General features: G+C 66.6%; 17 protein-coding genes. 3 read left to right on the plus strand and 14 right to left on the minus strand.

The features are described 5' to 3' along the window. Positions 1 to 83: 83 nt before the first annotated feature. The 6 genes from AC3RCC_RS19080 to AC3RCC_RS19105 all read right to left on the minus strand — a co-directional run bounded on the left by AC3RCC_RS19080 (position 84) and on the right by AC3RCC_RS19105 (position 5,684). A complete protein-coding gene (locus AC3RCC_RS19080) occupies positions 84 to 866 on the minus strand; it encodes an amino acid ABC transporter ATP-binding protein (RefSeq protein WP_291638258.1) in 783 nt (260 codons plus the stop codon). 64 nt (positions 867 to 930) lie between these two features. Continuing rightward, positions 931 to 1,608, minus strand: coding sequence for an amino acid ABC transporter permease (locus AC3RCC_RS19085; RefSeq protein ID WP_492256248.1), 678 nt, complete (start codon positions 1,606 to 1,608; stop codon positions 931 to 933). Positions 1,609 to 1,618: 10 nt separating this feature from the next. After that, positions 1,619 to 2,284 carry an amino acid ABC transporter permease gene (locus tag AC3RCC_RS19090; protein WP_291638294.1) on the minus strand — a complete coding sequence of 222 codons (666 nt, stop codon included), beginning with the start codon at positions 2,282 to 2,284 and terminating at the stop codon, positions 1,619 to 1,621. Positions 2,285 to 2,366: 82 nt separating this feature from the next. After that, positions 2,367 to 3,299 carry a transporter substrate-binding domain-containing protein gene (locus AC3RCC_RS19095; protein WP_291638256.1) on the minus strand — a complete coding sequence of 311 codons (933 nt, stop codon included), beginning with the start codon at positions 3,297 to 3,299 and terminating at the stop codon, positions 2,367 to 2,369. A gap of 129 nt (positions 3,300 to 3,428) precedes the next feature. Then, entirely contained in the window at positions 3,429 to 4,571 is a 1,143-nt protein-coding gene (gene thrC, locus AC3RCC_RS19100) for a threonine synthase (protein WP_492256249.1), read from the minus strand. A gap of 207 nt (positions 4,572 to 4,778) precedes the next feature. Next, entirely contained in the window at positions 4,779 to 5,684 is a 906-nt protein-coding gene (locus AC3RCC_RS19105) for a DUF3108 domain-containing protein (protein ID WP_492256250.1), read from the minus strand. Between the two features lie 294 nt (positions 5,685 to 5,978). Here AC3RCC_RS19105 and AC3RCC_RS19110 point away from each other — a divergent pair, with 294 nt between their 5' ends. After that, positions 5,979 to 7,283, plus strand: coding sequence for a hypothetical protein (locus AC3RCC_RS19110; RefSeq protein WP_492256251.1), 1,305 nt, complete (start codon positions 5,979 to 5,981; stop codon positions 7,281 to 7,283). Positions 7,284 to 7,468: 185 nt separating this feature from the next. On the opposite strand, the gene AC3RCC_RS19115 is transcribed toward AC3RCC_RS19110, so the two are convergent. The 3 genes from AC3RCC_RS19115 to AC3RCC_RS19125 form a co-directional block, all read right to left on the minus strand. Next, positions 7,469 to 10,651, minus strand: coding sequence for an efflux RND transporter permease subunit (locus AC3RCC_RS19115; protein ID WP_492256252.1), 3,183 nt, complete (start codon positions 10,649 to 10,651; stop codon positions 7,469 to 7,471). Between the two features lie 185 nt (positions 10,652 to 10,836). Further along, on the minus strand, positions 10,837 to 12,054 hold the full coding sequence (locus tag AC3RCC_RS19120) for an efflux RND transporter periplasmic adaptor subunit (RefSeq protein WP_492256253.1): 1,218 nt from the start codon (positions 12,052 to 12,054) through the stop codon (positions 10,837 to 10,839). A 52-nt stretch (positions 12,055 to 12,106) separates the two neighbouring features. Then, positions 12,107 to 12,943: an alpha/beta hydrolase fold domain-containing protein gene (locus tag AC3RCC_RS19125; RefSeq protein WP_492256254.1), complete on the minus strand. Its 837-nt coding sequence runs from the start codon at positions 12,941 to 12,943 to the stop codon at positions 12,107 to 12,109. A gap of 126 nt (positions 12,944 to 13,069) precedes the next feature. On the opposite strand from AC3RCC_RS19125, the gene AC3RCC_RS19130 reads away from it, so the two are divergent. Both AC3RCC_RS19130 and AC3RCC_RS19135 read left to right on the plus strand, forming a co-directional pair. Next, positions 13,070 to 14,017, plus strand: coding sequence for a LysR family transcriptional regulator (locus tag AC3RCC_RS19130; protein WP_492256255.1), 948 nt, complete (start codon positions 13,070 to 13,072; stop codon positions 14,015 to 14,017). A gap of 83 nt (positions 14,018 to 14,100) precedes the next feature. Further along, positions 14,101 to 15,390, plus strand: coding sequence for an amidase (locus AC3RCC_RS19135; protein ID WP_492256256.1), 1,290 nt, complete (start codon positions 14,101 to 14,103; stop codon positions 15,388 to 15,390). A gap of 92 nt (positions 15,391 to 15,482) precedes the next feature. Here the strand turns inward: AC3RCC_RS19135 and AC3RCC_RS19140 are convergent, their stop codons facing one another. From AC3RCC_RS19140 to AC3RCC_RS19160, 5 genes are read right to left on the minus strand one after another with little or no spacing between them, the layout of a single operon-like run. Further along, on the minus strand, positions 15,483 to 15,932 hold the full coding sequence (locus AC3RCC_RS19140) for a DUF411 domain-containing protein (RefSeq protein ID WP_492256257.1): 450 nt from the start codon (positions 15,930 to 15,932) through the stop codon (positions 15,483 to 15,485). 35 nt (positions 15,933 to 15,967) lie between these two features. Continuing rightward, positions 15,968 to 16,246: a hypothetical protein gene (locus tag AC3RCC_RS19145; RefSeq protein WP_492256258.1), complete on the minus strand. Its 279-nt coding sequence runs from the start codon at positions 16,244 to 16,246 to the stop codon at positions 15,968 to 15,970. Beyond that, positions 16,243 to 16,521, minus strand: coding sequence for a copper-binding protein (locus AC3RCC_RS19150; RefSeq protein WP_492258804.1), 279 nt, complete (start codon positions 16,519 to 16,521; stop codon positions 16,243 to 16,245). The genes AC3RCC_RS19145 and AC3RCC_RS19150 overlap by 4 nt, the downstream gene beginning before the upstream one ends. A 38-nt stretch (positions 16,522 to 16,559) precedes the next feature. Further along, positions 16,560 to 17,048 carry a cupredoxin domain-containing protein gene (locus tag AC3RCC_RS19155; RefSeq protein ID WP_492256259.1) on the minus strand — a complete coding sequence of 163 codons (489 nt, stop codon included), beginning with the start codon at positions 17,046 to 17,048 and terminating at the stop codon, positions 16,560 to 16,562. Positions 17,049 to 17,074: 26 nt separating this feature from the next. Continuing rightward, entirely contained in the window at positions 17,075 to 18,511 is a 1,437-nt protein-coding gene (locus AC3RCC_RS19160) for a multicopper oxidase family protein (RefSeq protein WP_492256260.1), read from the minus strand.

Raw genomic sequence — 18,511 nt, forward strand, 5'->3', positions numbered from 1 at the left:
CCCGGATCTCCGCTTCGCTGCGTCCGGGATGACTCTGCGGGAGGAGGCTATCGAATCCGGAAAGCCCCTGCCCCAGAGCCGCCTCAGCGGCTGAAAATGCCGTGGAAGCGCCCGAGGAAGCTGCGCAGGCGCTCGCTTTCCGGATTGTCGAAGACCTCGGAGGGGCGGCCCTCCTGCGCGACGCGGCCCTGGTCGAGGAACAGGACGTGGTGCGAGACCTCGCGGACGAAGAGCATTTCGTGGCTGACCAGCAGCATGGTCATGCCGGACTCGGCGAGCGCCTGCATCACGCCGAGCACCTCCGCCACCAGCTCCGGGTCGAGCGCCGAGGTGACCTCGTCGAAGAGCAGGAGGCGCGGCTGCATGGCGACCGCACGAGCGATCGCGACGCGCTGCTGCTGGCCGCCCGAGAGCTGGTAGGGATAGTGGTCGCGGCGCTCGGCGAGGCCGACGCGGCCGAGCCAGTGCTCGGCGATCTCCTTCGCCTCGGCGGCACTCTTGCCCTGGACCTTGGTCAGGCCGAGCATGACGTTCTGGCCGGCGGTCAGGTGCGGGAACAGGTTGAATTGCTGGAACACCATGCCGATGCGGGCGCGCTGGGCCGAGATCTTCGTCTCGCTCAGACGCTTGCGGGTGCCGCCGACCATGCGATAGCCGATCGGGTCACCATCGAGCAGGATCTCGCCGCCATCGTGCTCTTCCAGCAGGTTGACGCAGCGCAGGAAGGTGGTCTTGCCCGAGCCGGACGCACCGATCAGCGAGACGACCTGCCCCTGTTTGACGGTGAGGTCGATCCCCTTCAGCACTTCGATCTCGCCGAAATGCTTGCGGACATTGGTGGCCTGGAGCAGGGCTGGCTCGGTCATCGGCAGTCGCATCCCGTTCGGTTCGTTCCACGCGCTTCGGAGCTGGCACCACGCGACGCCATGCTCAGTAGCGCAGATAGGAGGTCTTGCGTTCCAGCAGCGCGCCGAGCTGCGCCAGCGTGAAGTTGATGATCAGGTAGAGAACCACGGTCAGCATGTAGAACTCGACGATCATGTAGTTGCGCGCCATCTGCTGCTGGGCCGAGAGCAGCAACTCGACGACGCCGATGATCGAGAGCAGCGTCGTGCCCTTGACGATCTCGAGCCCGGTATTGACCCAGGGCGGCAGCATGCGCCGGAAGGCCTGCGGCAGGATCACGTAATACAGCCGCCTTCCGAAGGTCAGGCCGATCGCCTTGGCGGCTTCCATCTGCCCGGCCGGCACGGATTCGACCGCGCCGCGGAAGTTCTCGGCGACATGGGCGGTGGCGAAGGCGCCGAGCGCGATCACCCCGGCCCAGAAGGCAGCGACATTCACGCCGAACAGGGCGAGGCCGTAATAGGTGAACAGGATCAGCACGAGCACCGGGATGCCGCGCATCAGATCGACATAGAGCCGCGCCAGCAGCTTCAGCCACCACCAGCCATAGGAGAGCGCGACGCCCAGCAGGATGCCGCAGAAGGTCGCCATGACGATGCTCAGCGCCGAGCTCAGCAGGGTGACGCCGAGCCCGGAGAGCAGCGAGGCGCGGGCCTGCCAGGCCTCGAACCAGAAAGTGCCGGGTGCCATCGAGAAATCCATCGCCGGCTCCCTAGCGGATCGAGGCGTAGCGGCGCTCGACCTGGCGCAGCAAGATGGCGATGAGATAGGCGGTGGCGAGATAGAGCGCGCTCGCCGTCAGCCAGACCTCCATGACCCGGAAGGTGTTGGCGTTGATCTGCCTGGCGATGAAGGTCAGCTCCGGCACCGCGATCGCCGCCGCGAGCGACGTGTCCTTGAACAGCGAGATCAGGTTGTTGCTGACCGCCGGCAGAGTGATCCGGAACATCACCGGCAGCACGACATAGGCCTGGCGCTGCCAGGGCCGCAGGCCGATCGCCTTGGCCGCCTCGACATATTGCTTGGGGATGGAGGAGAGGCCGGCGCGGAAGACCTCGGACATATAGGCGCCGGCATAGAGCGAGAGCGAGAGCACGAAGCTTTCGGTCTTGTCCAGGAAGGTGATGTCGAATTCCGGCAGGCCGAAATAGAGGAAGAAGATCAGCAGCAGCAGCGGCGTGCAGCGGATGAACTCGACATAGGCCCAGACCGGCACCGAAAGCCATTTCTTGCCGGAAAGCCGGGCATAGGCCGTCAGGATGCCGATGATGCAGCCGATCGCCAGCGAGATCACCGCCAGCCAGAGCCCGAGCAGCAGGGCGTCGATCAGCTTGTCCCAGTTCCGCGCGATGACGGACCAGTCGAAATGGTAGTCGATCATGGCAGTCGCGAAGGTCCCGAAAGCGGCGGGCCGGATGTCCGGCCCGCCAGCGCCACGTTGCGCTCAGGCGAATGCGGGATCAGGCGAATTCCTGCGGGAAGCCGACCTTCGGGATCGGCAGCTCGATGCCGAACCACTTCTTGTAGGAGGCGGCGAAATAGTCGAAATCGACGCCCATCATCGCCTCCTTGTAGACGGTGTTGACCCAGTTCAGCCAGATCGGGTCACCCGGCTTGACCGCCGAGGCATAGGAGTTCGGCATCCAGCCGAAGCCGGAATCGACGAAGCGGCCGGGCGCCTGCTGCATCAGCCAGCGCATCGCCGACTGGTCCTGCATCGAGGCGTCGATGCGGCGGGCATTGAGCGCCTGCATCGCCGCGTCCGGGCTGTCGAAGGCGTCGACCTTGGCCTGCGGCAGAGCCTTGCGGATCCATTCTTCCAGGAAGACGTTCTGCATGCCGCCGACGGTGACGTCCTTGCCGGCCGCCTTCAGCTCCTCATAGTTCTTGAACTTGCCGCCCCGGGCCAGCATCAACAGGCCGACGCCCTCGCGGTAATAGGGGAAGGTGAAGTCGACCTGCTGGGCTCGGCCGGGCGTCACCGTCATCCATTGCACGACGATGTCGACCTTGTCGGTGACGAGGCTGGGGATGCGGGCATCCGAGCCCTGCAGCACGAACTCGACCTTCTCGTAATCGTCGAACAGGCCCTTGGCCAGGAGCCGGGCAAGATCGATATCCATGCCGACCAGCTTGCCGCTGGCGTCCTGGAAGTGCCAGGGCGGGTTGGTGCTGCCGGTGCCGACGATCAGCTTGCCGCGCTCCTTGATGATGTGGAGCTTGCTCTTGGCTGCGGTCTGGGCCTGCGCCGCGTTCGGTGTCAGCAAGCCGCTCGCCGCCGCGCCGATCGCCGCGCCGGCGAGGCCGAGACCGAACAGGCTGCGTCGCTCCAGGGTCAGGGCTGCCTCCTCTTTCGGGGTCGCGGCGCCGTTCGAAACGCTGTCGTCATGCATGCCCATCGCGTATCCCCTTTTCTCTTGTTCCCTGCAGGCGCAAGCTCGCGGCACGACAAGGTTTGCAAGAAATCGAGCCGCTGCAAAGCCAGATAATGCGGCTTGACGCTGAGGAATTTCCGGCCAAACTCAGGCCAGTGCGAGCGCGCGCTCGCAGAGTTCGGCTACCGCAGCCACGTCGCCGGGATCGTCGACCTCATGGGTCCGGACCGGCATCTCCTGATAGACCTTGCCGTCCTTGAAACCATGTCCCGTCACCATGCAGACGACGCGCGAGCCGGGGGGCAGATCGCCTTCCGCCAACAGACGCGGCAGCGCCGCGATCGGACTCGCCCCGGTCGGCTCGGCATAGACGCCTTCGCTGCGGGCGAGGCGCTGCATCGCCGCGCGCAATTCGTCGTCGCTGACGGCGATCGCCCGGCCGCCACTCCGGCGGACCAGCTTCAGCGTATAGGTGCCGTCGCGCTCATAGCCGATCAGCGGGTCGCTGATCCCCGAGGCGATGGTCTGCGGCATGCCCCAGGCGGCGACCTCTTCGGCGCCGGAATCGAAGGCCTGCACGATCGGCGCGCAGCCCTGCGCCTGCACGGCGATCAGCCGGGTCGTGGCGCCGGCATCGGCGATGCCTTGCCAGACACCCTTGACCAGCGGGCCGCTGCCGGTCGGCACCAGCACATGACTGGGCGCGCCGCCGAGCTGCTCGACCAGCTCGGTGCCGACGGCGGTGAGGCCGGCCACGGCATAGGGGTTGATGAAGGTGGTGGTCAGGTTGGCAAAGCCGTGCCGCTCGGCGAGAGCGAGCGCGAGATCATAGGAGCGGCTGTAATGCCCCTCGACCAGGAGCAGGAGCGCGCCATAGGCCGCGATCTGCGTCACCTTGCCGAGCGGCGTATGCGCCGGCACGATGATCACTGCCGGAATGCCGGCGCGCGCCGCATAGGCGGCGGTCGCCGCCCCGGCATTGCCCGAGGAGGCGCAGACCACCTTGCGGACGCCGAGCGCGAGCGCCCGGCCCATGGCACTGGCGACGAGACGATCCTTGAACGAGCCGGACGGGTTGCGGGTCTCGTCCTTCAGCCAGATCTCGCCCGAAAAGCCCGGCAGCGCCGCCTCGATCCGGTGGGCCCGGAGCAGCGGCGTGACGCTCTCGCCGAGCGAGACCCGCTCCGTTCCGTCATCGCCGACGGTCTCCAGAATGCCGCCGCAGGCCTTGCAGCGATAGAGCAGCACCGGCGGATAAGCCGTCGCGCAATCGACGCAGCGCAGTTCCATCGCGAGCACTCCCCAGGGCTGTCGGCCGGACGCCTCACCCCTCGCAAGGCCGCCATCGCCCCAGCCTAGACCGAAAACCGAAGCCGTGGCTGCCCCCCGATTTCTCGGGGCGGCCCCGCGTCTTCGGGGGCCTCGGCGCAGGCCGGGCGGTTGCCCGGCAAGAGCCGGGGCGGCCTCAGGGGAAGGAGTTGGGCAGGTCGCAAGCGATCACTCGGCCGCGACAGGCGGTCCGGCGAGCTGGACCGCGACCGTGCCGAACCAGCGCGTCTCGACCTCGAAGCGCAGGGGCAGCGGAAAGGCGCCGCCCTCGCGCAGCGCGATCAGGACCGAGCCCTTGAGCGGCCGCATCGCGACTTCGCGATCGTCCTCGTGCCGGAAGCCGGCGATGGTCCGGACGGTGAAGCCGCAGTTCAGCGCGCGGCCATTCAAGGAGCCCTGGCCGCTCAGTTGCACCATCGCCGACGAGGTCATGACCGCGACCGAACGGCGGCGGCCGTCATAGATCGCCGTCGAGCCGTCGCAGCTTTCCGTCTCCGCCACCTTCTTGAGCATCCCGGCGACGCCGGAGAGCGAGTCGACCGTGCCGCGGATCAGTTCGGGCGGGACGGCCTCGCGGTCCTCGTTCGACGGCTCCTGCCGCCGGATCGTCGGCGCGCCGCGCGGATAGTGCAATTCGCTGACATAGGTGCGGCCGCGCCAGGAGCCGTTGGCGCTGTAGAGCCGCGGCTCGGGACCGTTGCGGCCCCAGCGGCCTTCCACCCTGCCGGATTGCTCGGCCGCCCCGACGAGCTGAGCCGCCCGGGAGGGGCGCGTGCTGACTGCGATACGATAGCCGGCGCGATCGAGCATCGCCGTCATTTCGATCTCGCCGAGCGAGACTCCGCCCAGCACCGTGACATCGTAGCGAAGGCGCAGCTCGCGCGCCGAGGCGGCCGAGGGGGCGGCGCAAGCGAGCGCGCCGGCGATCAGGACGCCTGCCGCGACAGCCCTGACTTGTCTCGATGCGATGCCGGCTGCCCTCCCGCCGCGCTCGGGCATCAGCGCCGTCGCCGGAGAGGCTACGTAGCCTCGCAGCCGCTGCGCATCGTCGCTGTCGCATTCGCGCCCGAGCATCCGCATCATCCCGCACGAGACCGGCTGGTCCCCTTCCCTCCACGTAATCGGCCAGTGTTACAGGGCGATGGCCGAGGCGACGTGCCGTTGTAGCGCGGACGACGAGAGCCCCGCCATGCACGAAGGCGCGACGGGTTGTTGTCGCAGGTTGGGTGATGCAGGGGCTCGGTGTCGGCAGGGTCTTCAATGATAAGCCGCTGGCCTGTCTCCTTTGAGTTGCTCTATTGCGGCCTAAACGGAACACACATTGTTTTTGCGCAAGCAGAAGTGGTAGCCACGACGTAGGGGGGACCTATGGCTACGCGCAAGATTCCACTCGATGCTTTGGTAGTGAACAGGGCGAACGACCGGCATGGCGAGCTGGAGAACGAAACTGCGGCCATTGCGTGGCTGTTCAATGAACGTGAACAGCATATGCGGAGTTTGGCCAAGGATATCGTTACCACTAATCAGCTCTATGAAATGCCGCTCGTGACGCCCGAAGGTTCCAAGTTTCTCGTCTTCGACGGCAACCGGCGTGTGACCTGCCTCAAACTCCTGGAAAACCCACGTCGAGCACCTACCACTCAGCTTCAAACGTACTTTGAGGATCTTAGTCGCCAATGGGCCGGCGCACCTATTAGCAAAGTCGACTGCCAAGTTGAAACTGATCGAGACCGGGTCGACGAAATTCTCTATCGGCGGCATACGGGTGTGCAAGGCGGAGTTGGCCAGAGCATGTGGGATGACCGCATGAAGTCCATCTTCGTTGCGCGCACTGGAAAAGGCGGAGGTCTAAACGTAGCTGACGAAATCGAACGGCGTCTCCAAGAAGCAAATATGCTACCCACGCGTCGCAAGATACCTCGTTCAACCATGAACCGCCTTCTGTCAGCGGAGCCATTTCGCAATCGCCTCGGCTTTAGTGTCAGCAGAGGGAAATTTGAGTTTACGCACGACGAGAATATCTCGATGCGAGCAATAGCTCATGTAGCCCAAGACCTTGCCGCTCGCGAGCTCGTACTGGGCGACATTTGGGATGTTGATGGTAAGCGGAGCTATCTAGACAAGCTTGAGCGCGAAGGGGTTTTGCCGTCGGCAGTTAATGCGCTCACACGTGCCGCAACGGCGCCTAAATCCAGCAAAATCCAGCTATCTCGCCCGGCGGTCGCAGCAAATCCAAGTCAAAGGGCGACCCTAATTCCGCACACTGACTATGGAATTGTTTGGCCGGGCAGACTCCAACGTCACCACCAAATCTGGGAGGAACTCCAATTTCGACTGGAACTTAAGCGGCAACCGAATGCGATCTCGGTTCTGCTAAGGGTCCTTCTAGAGATGGCGATTGAAAACTGCGTCAAACAAGGCCCGGTGCCTGTGTACGACGGGGACAAACTCGCTGCGAGGGCGTTGAAATGCGCAAATCATCTTCACGTCGGAGGTCATATTGACGACAAGCAACTCGGAATGATCAAGAAATTTCAACAGTTAGATCAACTTGTATCTGCTGACACCATGAACCGCTATGTACACTCGCCAAATTTCGCACCTTCACCAGAACATCTGGCATCGATGTGGGACAGCTTGGCTGAATTCATTGTTGCCTGCCTGCGTACTTAACTAGCGCCTAGATTTTTCGGATAACGAGGAGGGTGACACCCAAACCCTCCGTGGCAAGGACCGCGCTTTCCGTCATGGTCGGGCTTGTCCCGACCATCCACGTCTTCCCTAATGCAATGCGGTGTTCAAGACGTGGATGCTCGCCACAAGGGCGAGCATGACGAGTTGGAATAACGGCGCATACTTCACGCCGCCTCGGCGAGGTGCTCCCTCCCCTCCACCCCATGCTGCCTGAGCGGCTTGTTGCCCGACAGCTTGCGCATCAGCACGTAGAAGACCGGCGTCAGGAAGATGCCGAAGGCGGTGACGCCGATCATGCCGGCGAAGACCGCGATGCCCATGGCCTGGCGCATCTCGGCGCCCGCTCCGGTCGAGAGCACCAGCGGTACCACGCCCATGACGAAGGCGAGCGAGGTCATCAGGATCGGCCGCAGGCGCAGGCGGCTGGCCTCGATCGCGGCCTCGACCGGCGTGCGGCCCTCGAATTCGAGTTCGCGCGCGAATTCGACGATCAGGATGGCGTTCTTGGCCGATAGTCCGACCAGGACGACGAGGCCGATCTGGGTGAAGACGTTGTTGTCGCCGCCGCTCCACCAGACGCCGGCCAGCGCCGCGAGCAGGCCCATCGGGATGATCAGGAGGATCGCGACCGGCAGGGTCAGGCTCTCATACTGCGCCGCCAGCACCAGGAAGACGAGCAGGATCGCGACCGGGAAGACCAGGATGGCGGAATTGCCGGCCAGGATCTCCTGATAGGTCAGCTCGGTCCATTCGAAGGCGAAACCCTTGGGCAGGGTCTCGGCGGCGATGCGGGTGACGGCGTCCTGCGCCTGGCCCGAGGAGTAGCCCGGGGCCGGGCCGGCATTGATGTCGGCGCTGAGGAAGCCGTTATAGCGCATCGCCCGTTCGGGGCCGGCATCGGTGCGCACATTGAGCACGGCCGAGAGCGGCACCATCTCGCCCGAGTTCGCGCGGACCTTGAGCTTGCCGATATCCTCCTGATAGGCGCGGAAGGGCGCATCGGCCTGGACGCGCACGGTGTAGGTGCGGCCGAACTTGTTGAAGTCGTTCACATAGGACGATCCCAGATAGATCTGCAGGGTCTCGAAGACATCGGTGACGGGGACGCCGAGCTGGCGCGCCTTGGTGCGGTCGATATCGGCATAGAGCTGCGGCACGCTGACCTGGAAGCTCGAGAACATGCCGGCGAGCTCGGGCGCCGCGGCGGCCCTGGCCATGAAGGCCTTGGTCGCCTCGTCGAGCGCCTTGTAGCCGAGGCCGGCGCGGTCCTCGATCTGCAGCTTGAAGCCACCGATGGTGCCGAGGCCCTGGACGGGCGGCGGCGGGAACATCGCGATGAACGCCTCCTTGATGCCGGCAAACTCCTTGTTGAGCTGCATGGCGATGGCGTTGCCCGAGAGCGACGGGTCCTTGCGCTGGTCGAAGGGCTTCAGGCCGACGAAGACGATGCCGGCGTTCGACGAGTTGGTGAAGCCGTTGATCGACAGGCCGGGGAAGGAGATCGCGTTCTCGACGCCGGGATGCTTCAGCGCGATCTCGTCCATCTTGCGGATGACGTCCTCGGTACGGTCGAGCGTCGCCGCGTCGGGGAGCTGGGCGAAGCCGACGAGGTACTGCTTGTCCTGGCCCGGCACGAAGCCACTGGGAACGGCGCGGAAGAGCACGCCGGTCAACGCGACGAGGCCGACATAGATCACGATCATCAGCGTCTTGCGGCCGAGGATGCGGGTGACGCCGCGGCCATAGGCCTCGGAGGAACGGTTGAAGAAGCGATTGAAGCCGCGGAAGAACCAGCCGAACAGCTTGTCCATGAAGCGGGTCAGCGCGTCCTTGGGGGCGTCGTGCCCGCGCAGGAGCAGCGCGGCGAGCGCCGGCGAGAGGGTCAGCGAGTTGATCGCCGAGATCACCGTCGAGATCGCGATGGTGAGTGCGAACTGGCGGTAGAACTGGCCGGTCAGGCCCGAGATGAAGGCGAGCGGCACGAAGACAGCGACGAGGACGAGCGCGATCGCGATGATCGGGCCTGAGACCTCGCGCATCGCCTTATAGGTCGCCTGGCGCGGCGAAAGCCCGTTCTCGATATTGCGCTCGACATTCTCGACCACGACGATGGCGTCGTCGACGACGATGCCGATCGCCAGGACGAGGCCGAACAGCGAGAGCGCGTTGATCGAGAAGCCGAAGAGATACATCACCGCGAAGGTGCCGACGACCGAGACCGGCACGGCGGCGAGCGGGATGATCGAGGCGCGCCAGGTCTGCAGGAAGACGATGACGACCAGCACGACCAGCGCCACCGCCTCGAGCAGCGTGGTGATCACCGCCTTGATCGAGGCGCGGACGAACTGGGTGGTGTCGTAGACGATCGAGTAGTCGACGCCTTCCGGCATGTTCTGCTTGATCTCGCGCATCGTCGCCTGGACCTGGTCGGCGATGGCGATGGCGTTCGAGTTCGGCGCCTGGAAGACCGGCACGGCGACGGCCGACTTGCCATTGAGCAGCGAGCGCAGCGCGTATTCGGCGGCACCGAGCTCGATGCGCGTGACGTCCTTCAGGCGCACGACGGCGCCGCTCGGGGCGGTCTTGACGATGATCTCGCCGAACTCCTCCTCGCTGGCGAGGCGGCCTTGGACGTTGACCGAGAGCTGCAGATCGAGCCCCGGCCCGCTCGGCGAGGCGCCGATGACGCCGGCCGCGGCCTGGACGTTCTGGGCGCGGATCTCGCGGACGATGTCGGAGGGCGAGAGCCCGTGCTCGGCGACCTTCTGCGGGTCGAGCCAGACGCGCATCGAATAATCGCCCGAACCGAAGAGCTGGACCTGGCCGACGCCGTCGATGCGCGCCAGCCGGTCCTTGACGTTGAGGACGGCGTAATTGCGCAGATAGGTCATGTCGTAGCGGCCGTTCGGCGAGGTGATGTGCACCACCATCGTCAGGTCGGGCGAGCTCTTGATGGTGGTGACGCCGAGCCGGCGCACCTCCTCCGGCAGGCGTGGCTCCGCCTGGGAGACGCGGTTCTGGACCAGCTGCTGGGCCTTGTCCGGGTCGGTGCCGAGGCGGAAGGTGACGTTCAGCGTCATCACGCCGTCGGTCGTCGCCTGGCTCGACATGTACAGCATGCCCTCGACGCCGTTGATCTGCTCCTCGATCGGCGTCGCCACGGTCTCGGCGATGACGCGCGGATTGGCGCCGGGATACTGGGCCCGCACCACCACGGTCGGCGGCACGACCTCGGGATATTCCGAGATCGGCAGCACGCGCAGCGAGAGCAGGCCGGCGATCAGGATGAGGACGGAGAGGACGCCGGCGAAGATCGGCCGGTCGATGAAGAACTTCGAGAGGTTCATGGGGGTGCCCCTTCAAGGCGGCTTCCCCGCCGGTCCCGAAGCGGCCGGCGGGGCGGAAAACGGGGAGTATCGCTCCACCCGTCATGCTCGCCCTTGTGGCGAGCATCCACGTCTTGGGCACCGCGCTCGATCGGCGAGGCGAAGACGTGGATGGTCGGGACAAGCCCGACCGTGACGGCGGAGCCTCAGCGTTGCGCGAGCTCGGTCCTGGGCTTCTTCAATTCGGAGCGCTCGGCCATCGGCACCTGCTCGGGGGCAACGCTCGCGCCGGGCCGGATGCGCTGCAGGCCGTTGACGACGATCTGCTCGCCGGCTTCGAGCCCGCTGGTGACGATGCGCAGGCCTTCGGCCGCGGCGCCGAGCGTGACCTCGCGCCAGGCCGCCTTGTGATCCTTGCCGACCACGAAGACGAACTTCTTGTTCTGGTCGGTGCCGACGGCGCGCTCGTTGATCACCAGCGCCGGCTCGCTCCTGGCCTGACCCATGCGCAGGCGCACGAACTGGCCCGGCAGCAGCGCGCCATCGGCATTGTCGAAGATCGCCCGAACGCGGACCGTGCCGGTCGCCGCGTCGACGCCGTTGTCGACGAAGTTGAGATGGCCGGAGACCGGTGCGGCCTCGTTGACCGCGGTCGTCATCTGCACCGGGATGCGCTTGAGGTCGCGGGCCTTGCCGGGCTCGACCGGCAAGGTCGCCAGTGCCCTGAGGAGCGAGCCTTCATCGGCATTGAAGCCGGCATAGACCGGATCGACCGAGACCAGGGTGGTCAGCAGCGGCGCATTGGCGCCGGCGGCGACGAGGTTACCGACGGTGACCTCTAGCCGGCCGATGCGGCCGCCGATCGGGGCGCGGATCTGGGTGTAGTCGAGGTTGAGCCGCGCCGATTGCAAAGCGGCGCGGGCGGCGCGCTCGTTTGCCTGCGCCTCGCGCAGCGCGTTCAGCCGCGTGTCGAGATCGCGCTGCGAGACGTTCTGCGACGACATCAGCTTCTGGCCGCGCTCATGCTCGTTGGCCGCGAGGGCGACACGGGCTTCGGCGGCGAGAAGCTGCGCCTGCGCGCGCTCGAACTCGGCCTGGTACGGCGCCTGGTCGATGCTGACGAGCAGGTCACCCTGCTTGACCAGCGCGCCCTGGGCGAAATGCACCTGCTCGACGACGCCGGAGACGCGCGAACGGATCTCGACGCGCTCGATCGCCTCGAGCCGGCCGGAGAACTCGGCCCAGCTGACGAGATCGCGCTGCTCGACGAGGGCGACGGACACCGGAGTCGGCGGCGGCGCGGCCGGCGCAGTATCGCCCTGTGCCTTGTCGGAGCCGTTGACGGCGATGGCGAGCGCCGCGAGCGAGACGCCGGCGGCCAAGGCGGTGCCCAACAGGGCGTGACGGATCGTTCCCAGAATCATGGGTCATTCCTTCCTGGAGCTGAAATTCGAAAGTCGGGGGTGGCAGTGCCGCCTAGCGAGGCGCGGTCATCGAGAAGAACTCGCTTACATTCTGACAGGCCGAACAGAGGCAGGAACCGTCCCGCGGCGCCTCGGCGAAAGCCTCCGGCCAATGGCTGGGCCCGCCGAGGACGTGCACCGTCGCCTCGCCGCCGGCTGCCCGCAGGCGAAGCCCGTAACTGACGCTTTCGTCGCGCAAGAGGTCGTCCTCGGCGCTGACGATCAGCGCCGGTGGCAGCCCGGACAGGCGCGAGGCGTTGGCCGGTGTCGCATAGGGATGCGCGGCCTTTTCGGGCGAGCCGAGATAGGCGTGCCAGCCATCGGCCCAGCGGCAACCGACCGGCCCGGCCTCGGCATGGCGGAAGGAATAGGTGCCGAGGCAGGCGTCGAGCATCGGCGAGAACAGGATCTGGCCGGCGAGCGGCGGCCCGTGCCGGTCGCGCGCCATCATGGCAAGGGCAGCGGCGAGGTTGCCGCCGGCCTCCTCGCCCGCCACATAGAGCGGCGCCCGCTTGCCGACCCAGCGCGCCTTGTCCCGGGCGATCGTCTCGAGCGCCGCATAGGCGATCTCGAGCGCCAGTGGGAAGCGGGCTTCCGGCGCCAGCGGATAAGGCAACGAGATCACGATCGCGCCGGCCTCGGCCAGCGTCGTCGCGACCGCCTCGCCGGAAGCGAGCGAGCCGCTGTCGAAGGTGCCGCCATGCAGGTGCAGGACGAGGCCGGCATTGTCCGGCACCGAGGCCGGCGCATAGAGCCGCCCGGACAAGGTCTGGGACCCGGCCTTGACGGCCTGTTCGCGCCAGAAGACGGCGCGGCGATAGCGGCTTTGCGGGAGCGACGGAGCGAGCATGACTGACGACTGACGAATATTGCGATCCGTCAGCATTTAGGAGATAGTGCGCACGCAATAAACCGCCGATCCGCTCCCACATTGTTTCTGTATGGAAACAATCCCCGGATCAGCCAGGAGGCCCGGATGGACCAGCTCAACGCCATGCGCGCCTTCGTGCGCGTCGTCGAGGTCGGCACCTTCACCCGTGCGGCGGAGCTGCTCGACCTGCCCAAGCCAACCGTGACCAAGCTGATCCAGCAGCTCGAAGGCCATTTGCGGGCGCAGCTGCTCAACCGCACGACACGGCGCGTCACCGTCACCATGGACGGCGCCGCCTATTACGAGCGGGCGCAGCGCGTGCTCGGCGAGATCGACGAGCTCGATGCCAGCATGGCGTCGTCACAGGCGCGGCCGAGCGGACGCCTGCGCCTCGACGTCGCCGCGCCCCTGGCGATCGAGGTGATCCTGCCCGCCCTGCCCGGCTTCCTGACGCGCTATCCGGAAATCCAGATCGATATCGGCCTCGGCGACCGCCCTGCCGATCTGATCGGAGAGAATCTCGATCTCGCCGTGCGTGCCGGCGAGATTCAGGACCAGAGCCTGATCGCCCGGCGCGTCGGCGAGATGCTGCTCGTCACCTGCGCGACGCCGGCCTACCTCGCCCGGCACGGCACGCCGCAGCATCCGCGCGACCTCGAAACCGGCCATAAGGTGATCGGCTATCGCGCCGCCGGGACCAGCCGGCCCCTGCCCTTCACCTTCGCGACGAAAAAGGAGACGATCGAGGTGCGCGGCGACCATGTCGTCTCGCTCAACGAGGGCACCGGCTATCTCGCCGCCGGACTCGCAGGGCTCGGCGTGATGCAGGTGCCGACCTTCATGGCGCAGGAGCACATCGCCGCCGGGCGGCTGGTGCCGCTGCTGACCGGCTGGTGCACCTCGCCCAAGCCGCTGCACATCGTCTACCCGCCGAATCGGCACCTCTCGAACAAGGTGCGGGTCTTCGTCGACTGGCTCGCAGAACTCTTCGCCCAGGACGACCTGATCCAGCGCCGCTCCACCCTGCCCGGCTCCTGCGGCGAGGCGGCCTGAGCCCAGCGCGGGGTTTCTTCGACCTCGGAATGCGCTAACCAGAGGCGCCGCCGCATGCGGTGCCCGAAGCGAGGTCTGTCCCCATGTCACGCAGCGTCCGCGACCAGCTCGAAGCCATTCTCGGAAGGATCGGCGACGGCGCCCCCGTCTTCACCCGGCTCCTGGCCGGGACGGCCCGCGCCGAGGCCGACGCCGCCGATGCACGCAGCGCAGCCGGGCTCAGCCTGAGCCCGCTCGACGGCACGATCGTCTCGATCAAGGATCTGTTCGACGTACGCGGCGAGACCACCTGGGCCGGCTCCAGCCTGCTCAAGGGCGCCGCTCCCGCGGCGCAGGATGCGCCGATCGTCGCAAGGCTGCGCCAGGCCGGCGCGGTAATCATCGGCAAGACCAATATGAGCGAGTTCGCCTTCTCCGGGGTCGGGCTCAACGGCACCTTCGGCACGCCCGGCAATGCGCTGGACGCGGCCCGTATTCCCGGCGGCTCCTCCTCGGGCGGCGCCGTCTCGGTGGCGCAGGGCTCGTCGGAGCTGACCGTCGGCACCGATACCGGCGGCTCCTGTCGGATTCCGGCGGCGCTGAACGGCATCGTCGGGATGAAGCCGAGCCATGGCTCGGTTCCGGACGAAGGCTGCTTCCCGCTTGCGCCGAGCCTCGACGTGATCGGCCCGCTGGCGAAGGACGTCGCGGGCTGCGCAAGGCTGCTTTCGGTGCTGGCCAGCCGTCCCTTCGCGCTCGCCGAGGGTCTCAACCCCAGCCGCTTCCGCATCGGCGTCGCCCGCGGCGGCTTCCTCGCCGAAGCTTCCCCCTCGGTGGTCAAGGCCTATGAGGCGGCGATCGAGCGGGTCGAGCGCCTCGGCGTCGCGCTCGAGCCGGTCGATCTCGACGGGGTCTGGCAGGAGATGATGGCGACCTTCTCGGTACCGCTGGTCGCCGTCGAGGCCGCCGCCGTGCATCGCGACGCCATCGCCACCAAGCCGGACGCCTTCGACCGGCGCGTCGCGGCACGCATCTCGCTCGGCACCGCCTACAAGGCCGCCGACTATATTGTGGGCATGCAGACCCGTCGCAGGCTGATCGCCAAGCTCGCCGCCGCTCTCGACGGGCTCGACGGTTTCCTCGCCCCGACCGTGCCGATCGAGGCGCCGACGATCGCCGCGCTGGAGGCCAGCGACGACGCCTTCTTCACCGCCAACCGGCTGATGCTGCGCAACGCCGCCTTCGGCAACCTGTTCGATCTGTGCTCGATCTCGCTGCCGATGCCGCTGGGCGACAAGCTCTCGGGCGGGCTGATGCTGAGCGCGGTCGCGGGGCAGGATCAGCGCCTGCTCAACCTCGCGAAGCTGATCGAGCCGGCTGCCGCCGGGCACTGAAACACCTGTGCCGCGCGCTCCGCGCCAGTTCGGGGCGGGACGCACGGCACGGCAGGAAACAAGCGATGCCCGGACAACATCCGGGCCGCCGCTCAGTGACTGGCGAAAACGGTGCGCGAGCCGTCCTTGGCGATCAGCCAGGTGTCATAGCGATCCGCCTTGACGCCGGGGACTTCCATGCCGGGCGAACCGACCGGCATCTCCGGGACGGCGAGGCCGCGGGCCTGCGGCCGCTCGCGCAGCAGGCGGCGGACATCGGCGGCGGGCACATGCCCTTCGACGAAATAGCCGTCGACCACGGCCGTGTGGCAGGATTCGGCGGCATCCGGCACGCCGAACTCGCGCTTGCGAACCGCCAACTCCTCGGTCATCACCACCTTGGTCTCGAAGCCCGCCTTCTTCATGTGGTCGACCCAGGCGCCGCAGCAGCCGCAGGAGGCGCTGCGATAGACGGTGACGACCGGAGCGGCCTCCTGGGCCGCGAGCGGCAGCGACGCGGAACAGACAAGAGCTCCGGCGATCAGGCCACGACGCGTAAGCATTCCAACTCTCCTTCTGGCGGGCGAAGCCGCAGCCCTCATTCCGGCTGCTTCTCCTGCGTCCTTTCGCGAACGCATACCCCCTTGATGCAAGTGACGATGACGAGCTTGTGCGCCGAGCCGAAGCAATTGGCACGATAGCTCGTCACCCCGTCCCGGTCGAACAGCGTCTCGAGCCGGAAACGGGGGCAACCGGCCTCGAGCAGTACGGCTTGCAGGTTGCCGTCGCTGCCGAAGCCTGCCTGCGGCGCACCCAGGACGCACACCGCGGCCAGGCAGGCCGGCCGGGTGAGCGCCAGGGCGCGCCGAGGGCTCATTTCTGGATCTTTGTGACCGTAATCTGACCGTTCACCCGCTCGGCCGTGAACTTGATCTTGTCGCCGGCCTTGACGGTCTTGAGCATTTCGGGATCGCCGGCCCGGAACACCATCGTCATCGCGTCCATGTCGAGGTTCTTGATCGGGCCATGGTCGACGGTGAGCTTGCCCTGGGCAGGGTCGACCTTCTTGACAGTGCCGGTGACGAGCGGCGCGTTCTGGGCGAGCGCCGGTGCGACGAGCAAGGTGGCGAGAGCAAAGCTGGAAATGGTCATACGCAAGGGAGAACTCCTGTCTTCGTAGGGGGCGCGGTTCACTTGACGATGATCTTGCCGGTCATGCCGGCTTCGCGGTGACCGGGGATCAGGCAGGAGAAATCGAACTCACCGGCCTTGGTGAACTGCCAGAGGATTTCGCCGTTCTTCTTCGGGGCAAGGCGCTTGGCGTTCGGGTCGTCATGTTCCATGTCGGGATTTTTCTGCATCTCGATGGCGTGCTTGAGGTTTTCCTCCAGCGTCGCCACCACCAGCTCATGGTCGAGCTCGCCCTTGTTGCGCAGCTGGAAGCGGACCTGCTCGCCGCGGCGCACCTCGATCCGGTCCGGAATGAACAGCATCTTGCCGTCGCGCTCGGTCATCGAGACCTGGACGATGCGCGCCTTCTTCTTCGGATCGCCCGGCTTGCCATAGGCGGTCTCGTCGCCATGCCCGTGGCCGGCGCCCCCGGGACCGGCAAAGGCCGCCGTCGACAGGGCGAGCGCCGCGGCCGCACCCAGGACGATGGATCTGATCTGCGTCTTCATCGGCGTGCTCCGTTCGCGATTGCGCCTCAATGATGGGAATGTCCGCCGGACTTGGCCCGGGGAAGCGGCTTGCCGTCCGGACCGAGCCTCGGCTTGCGGGGATCCCTGGCACGCCAGTCGACCGAGGGCGCGCCACTGTCGGGCCCCTCCGTGCGCGGCGCCTCGGCGAGCTTCGGCCCCTTGTATTCGTAGGCGACGGTGCCTTCGGGGTGCTTGAACCAGCCCGGGTCCTTGTAGTCGTTCTTCGCCCGGCCCTCGCGGACCTTCAGCACCGAGAACATGCCGCCCATCTCGACCGGCCCGAACTGCGCGAAGCCGGTCATCATCGGCAAGGTATTGGCCGGCAGCGGCATCTCCATGGCGCCCATCTCGCCCATACCGGTCGAGCCCATCGGCATGTAGCCCGGCGCGATCCTGGCGATGCGCTTGGCAAGGTCCTTCTTGCTGACGCCGATATAGTTCTTCACCGAATGCCCCATGGCATTCATGGTGTGATGCGATTTGTGGCAGTGGATCGCCCAGTCGCCGAGCTCGTCGGCGACGAAGTCGAAGGCGCGCATCTGGCCGACGGCGACGTCGATCGAGACCTCGTCCCAGGCCGCTGCCGGGTCGACCCAGCCGCCATCCGTGCACGAGACCTTGAATTCGTAGCCATGCAGATGGATCGGGTGATTGGTCATGGTCAGATTGCCGAAGCGGATCCGGACCTTGTCGTTCTTGCCCACGACGAAGGGGTCGATGCCCGGAAAGACACGGCTGTTCCAGCACCACATGTTGAAGTCGGTCATCTCGGCGACCCGCGGCACATAGGAGCCGGGTTCGATGTCGAAGGCGTTGAGCAGGAAGACGAAGTCGCGGTCGACGCGGCGGAAGGCCGGGTCCCTGGGATGGACGACGAAGAAGCCCATCATACCCATCGCCATCTGGACCATCTCGTCGGAATGGGGATGGTACATATAGGTGCCGGAGCGACGCAGCTCGAACTCGTAGACGAAAGTCTTGCCTGAGGGGATGTGCGGCTGCGTCAGCCCGCCGACGCCATCCATGCCGTTCGGCAGGCGCTGGCCGTGCCAGTGGATCGTGGTGCTCTCCGGCAGCCTGTTGGTGACGAAGATGCGGACCTTGTCGCCCTCGACCGCCTCGATGGTCGGCCCCGGCGACTGGCCGTTATAGCCCCAGAGATAGGCCTTCATGCCGGGAGCGAGCTCACGCTCGACCGGCTCGGCGACGAGGTGGAACTCCTTCCAGTCGCCGTTCATGCGCCAGGGCAAGGTCCAGCCGTTCAGCGTCGCGACCGGCTGGTAGTCCGGCCCCGTGGTCGGGACGAGCGGCGCCTGAGTCGTCGCCTCCTTCATGGTCGGCGCCTCCGGCACCGAGGCGAAGGCGGTGCGACCGGAGACCGCGCCGGCCGCGGCGACGACGAGGCCGGAGGTGCCGATGAAGCCTCTGCGTGAGATGGTCAT

This window comes from Allobosea sp. GW823-FHT01F03 (assembly GCF_058798075.1).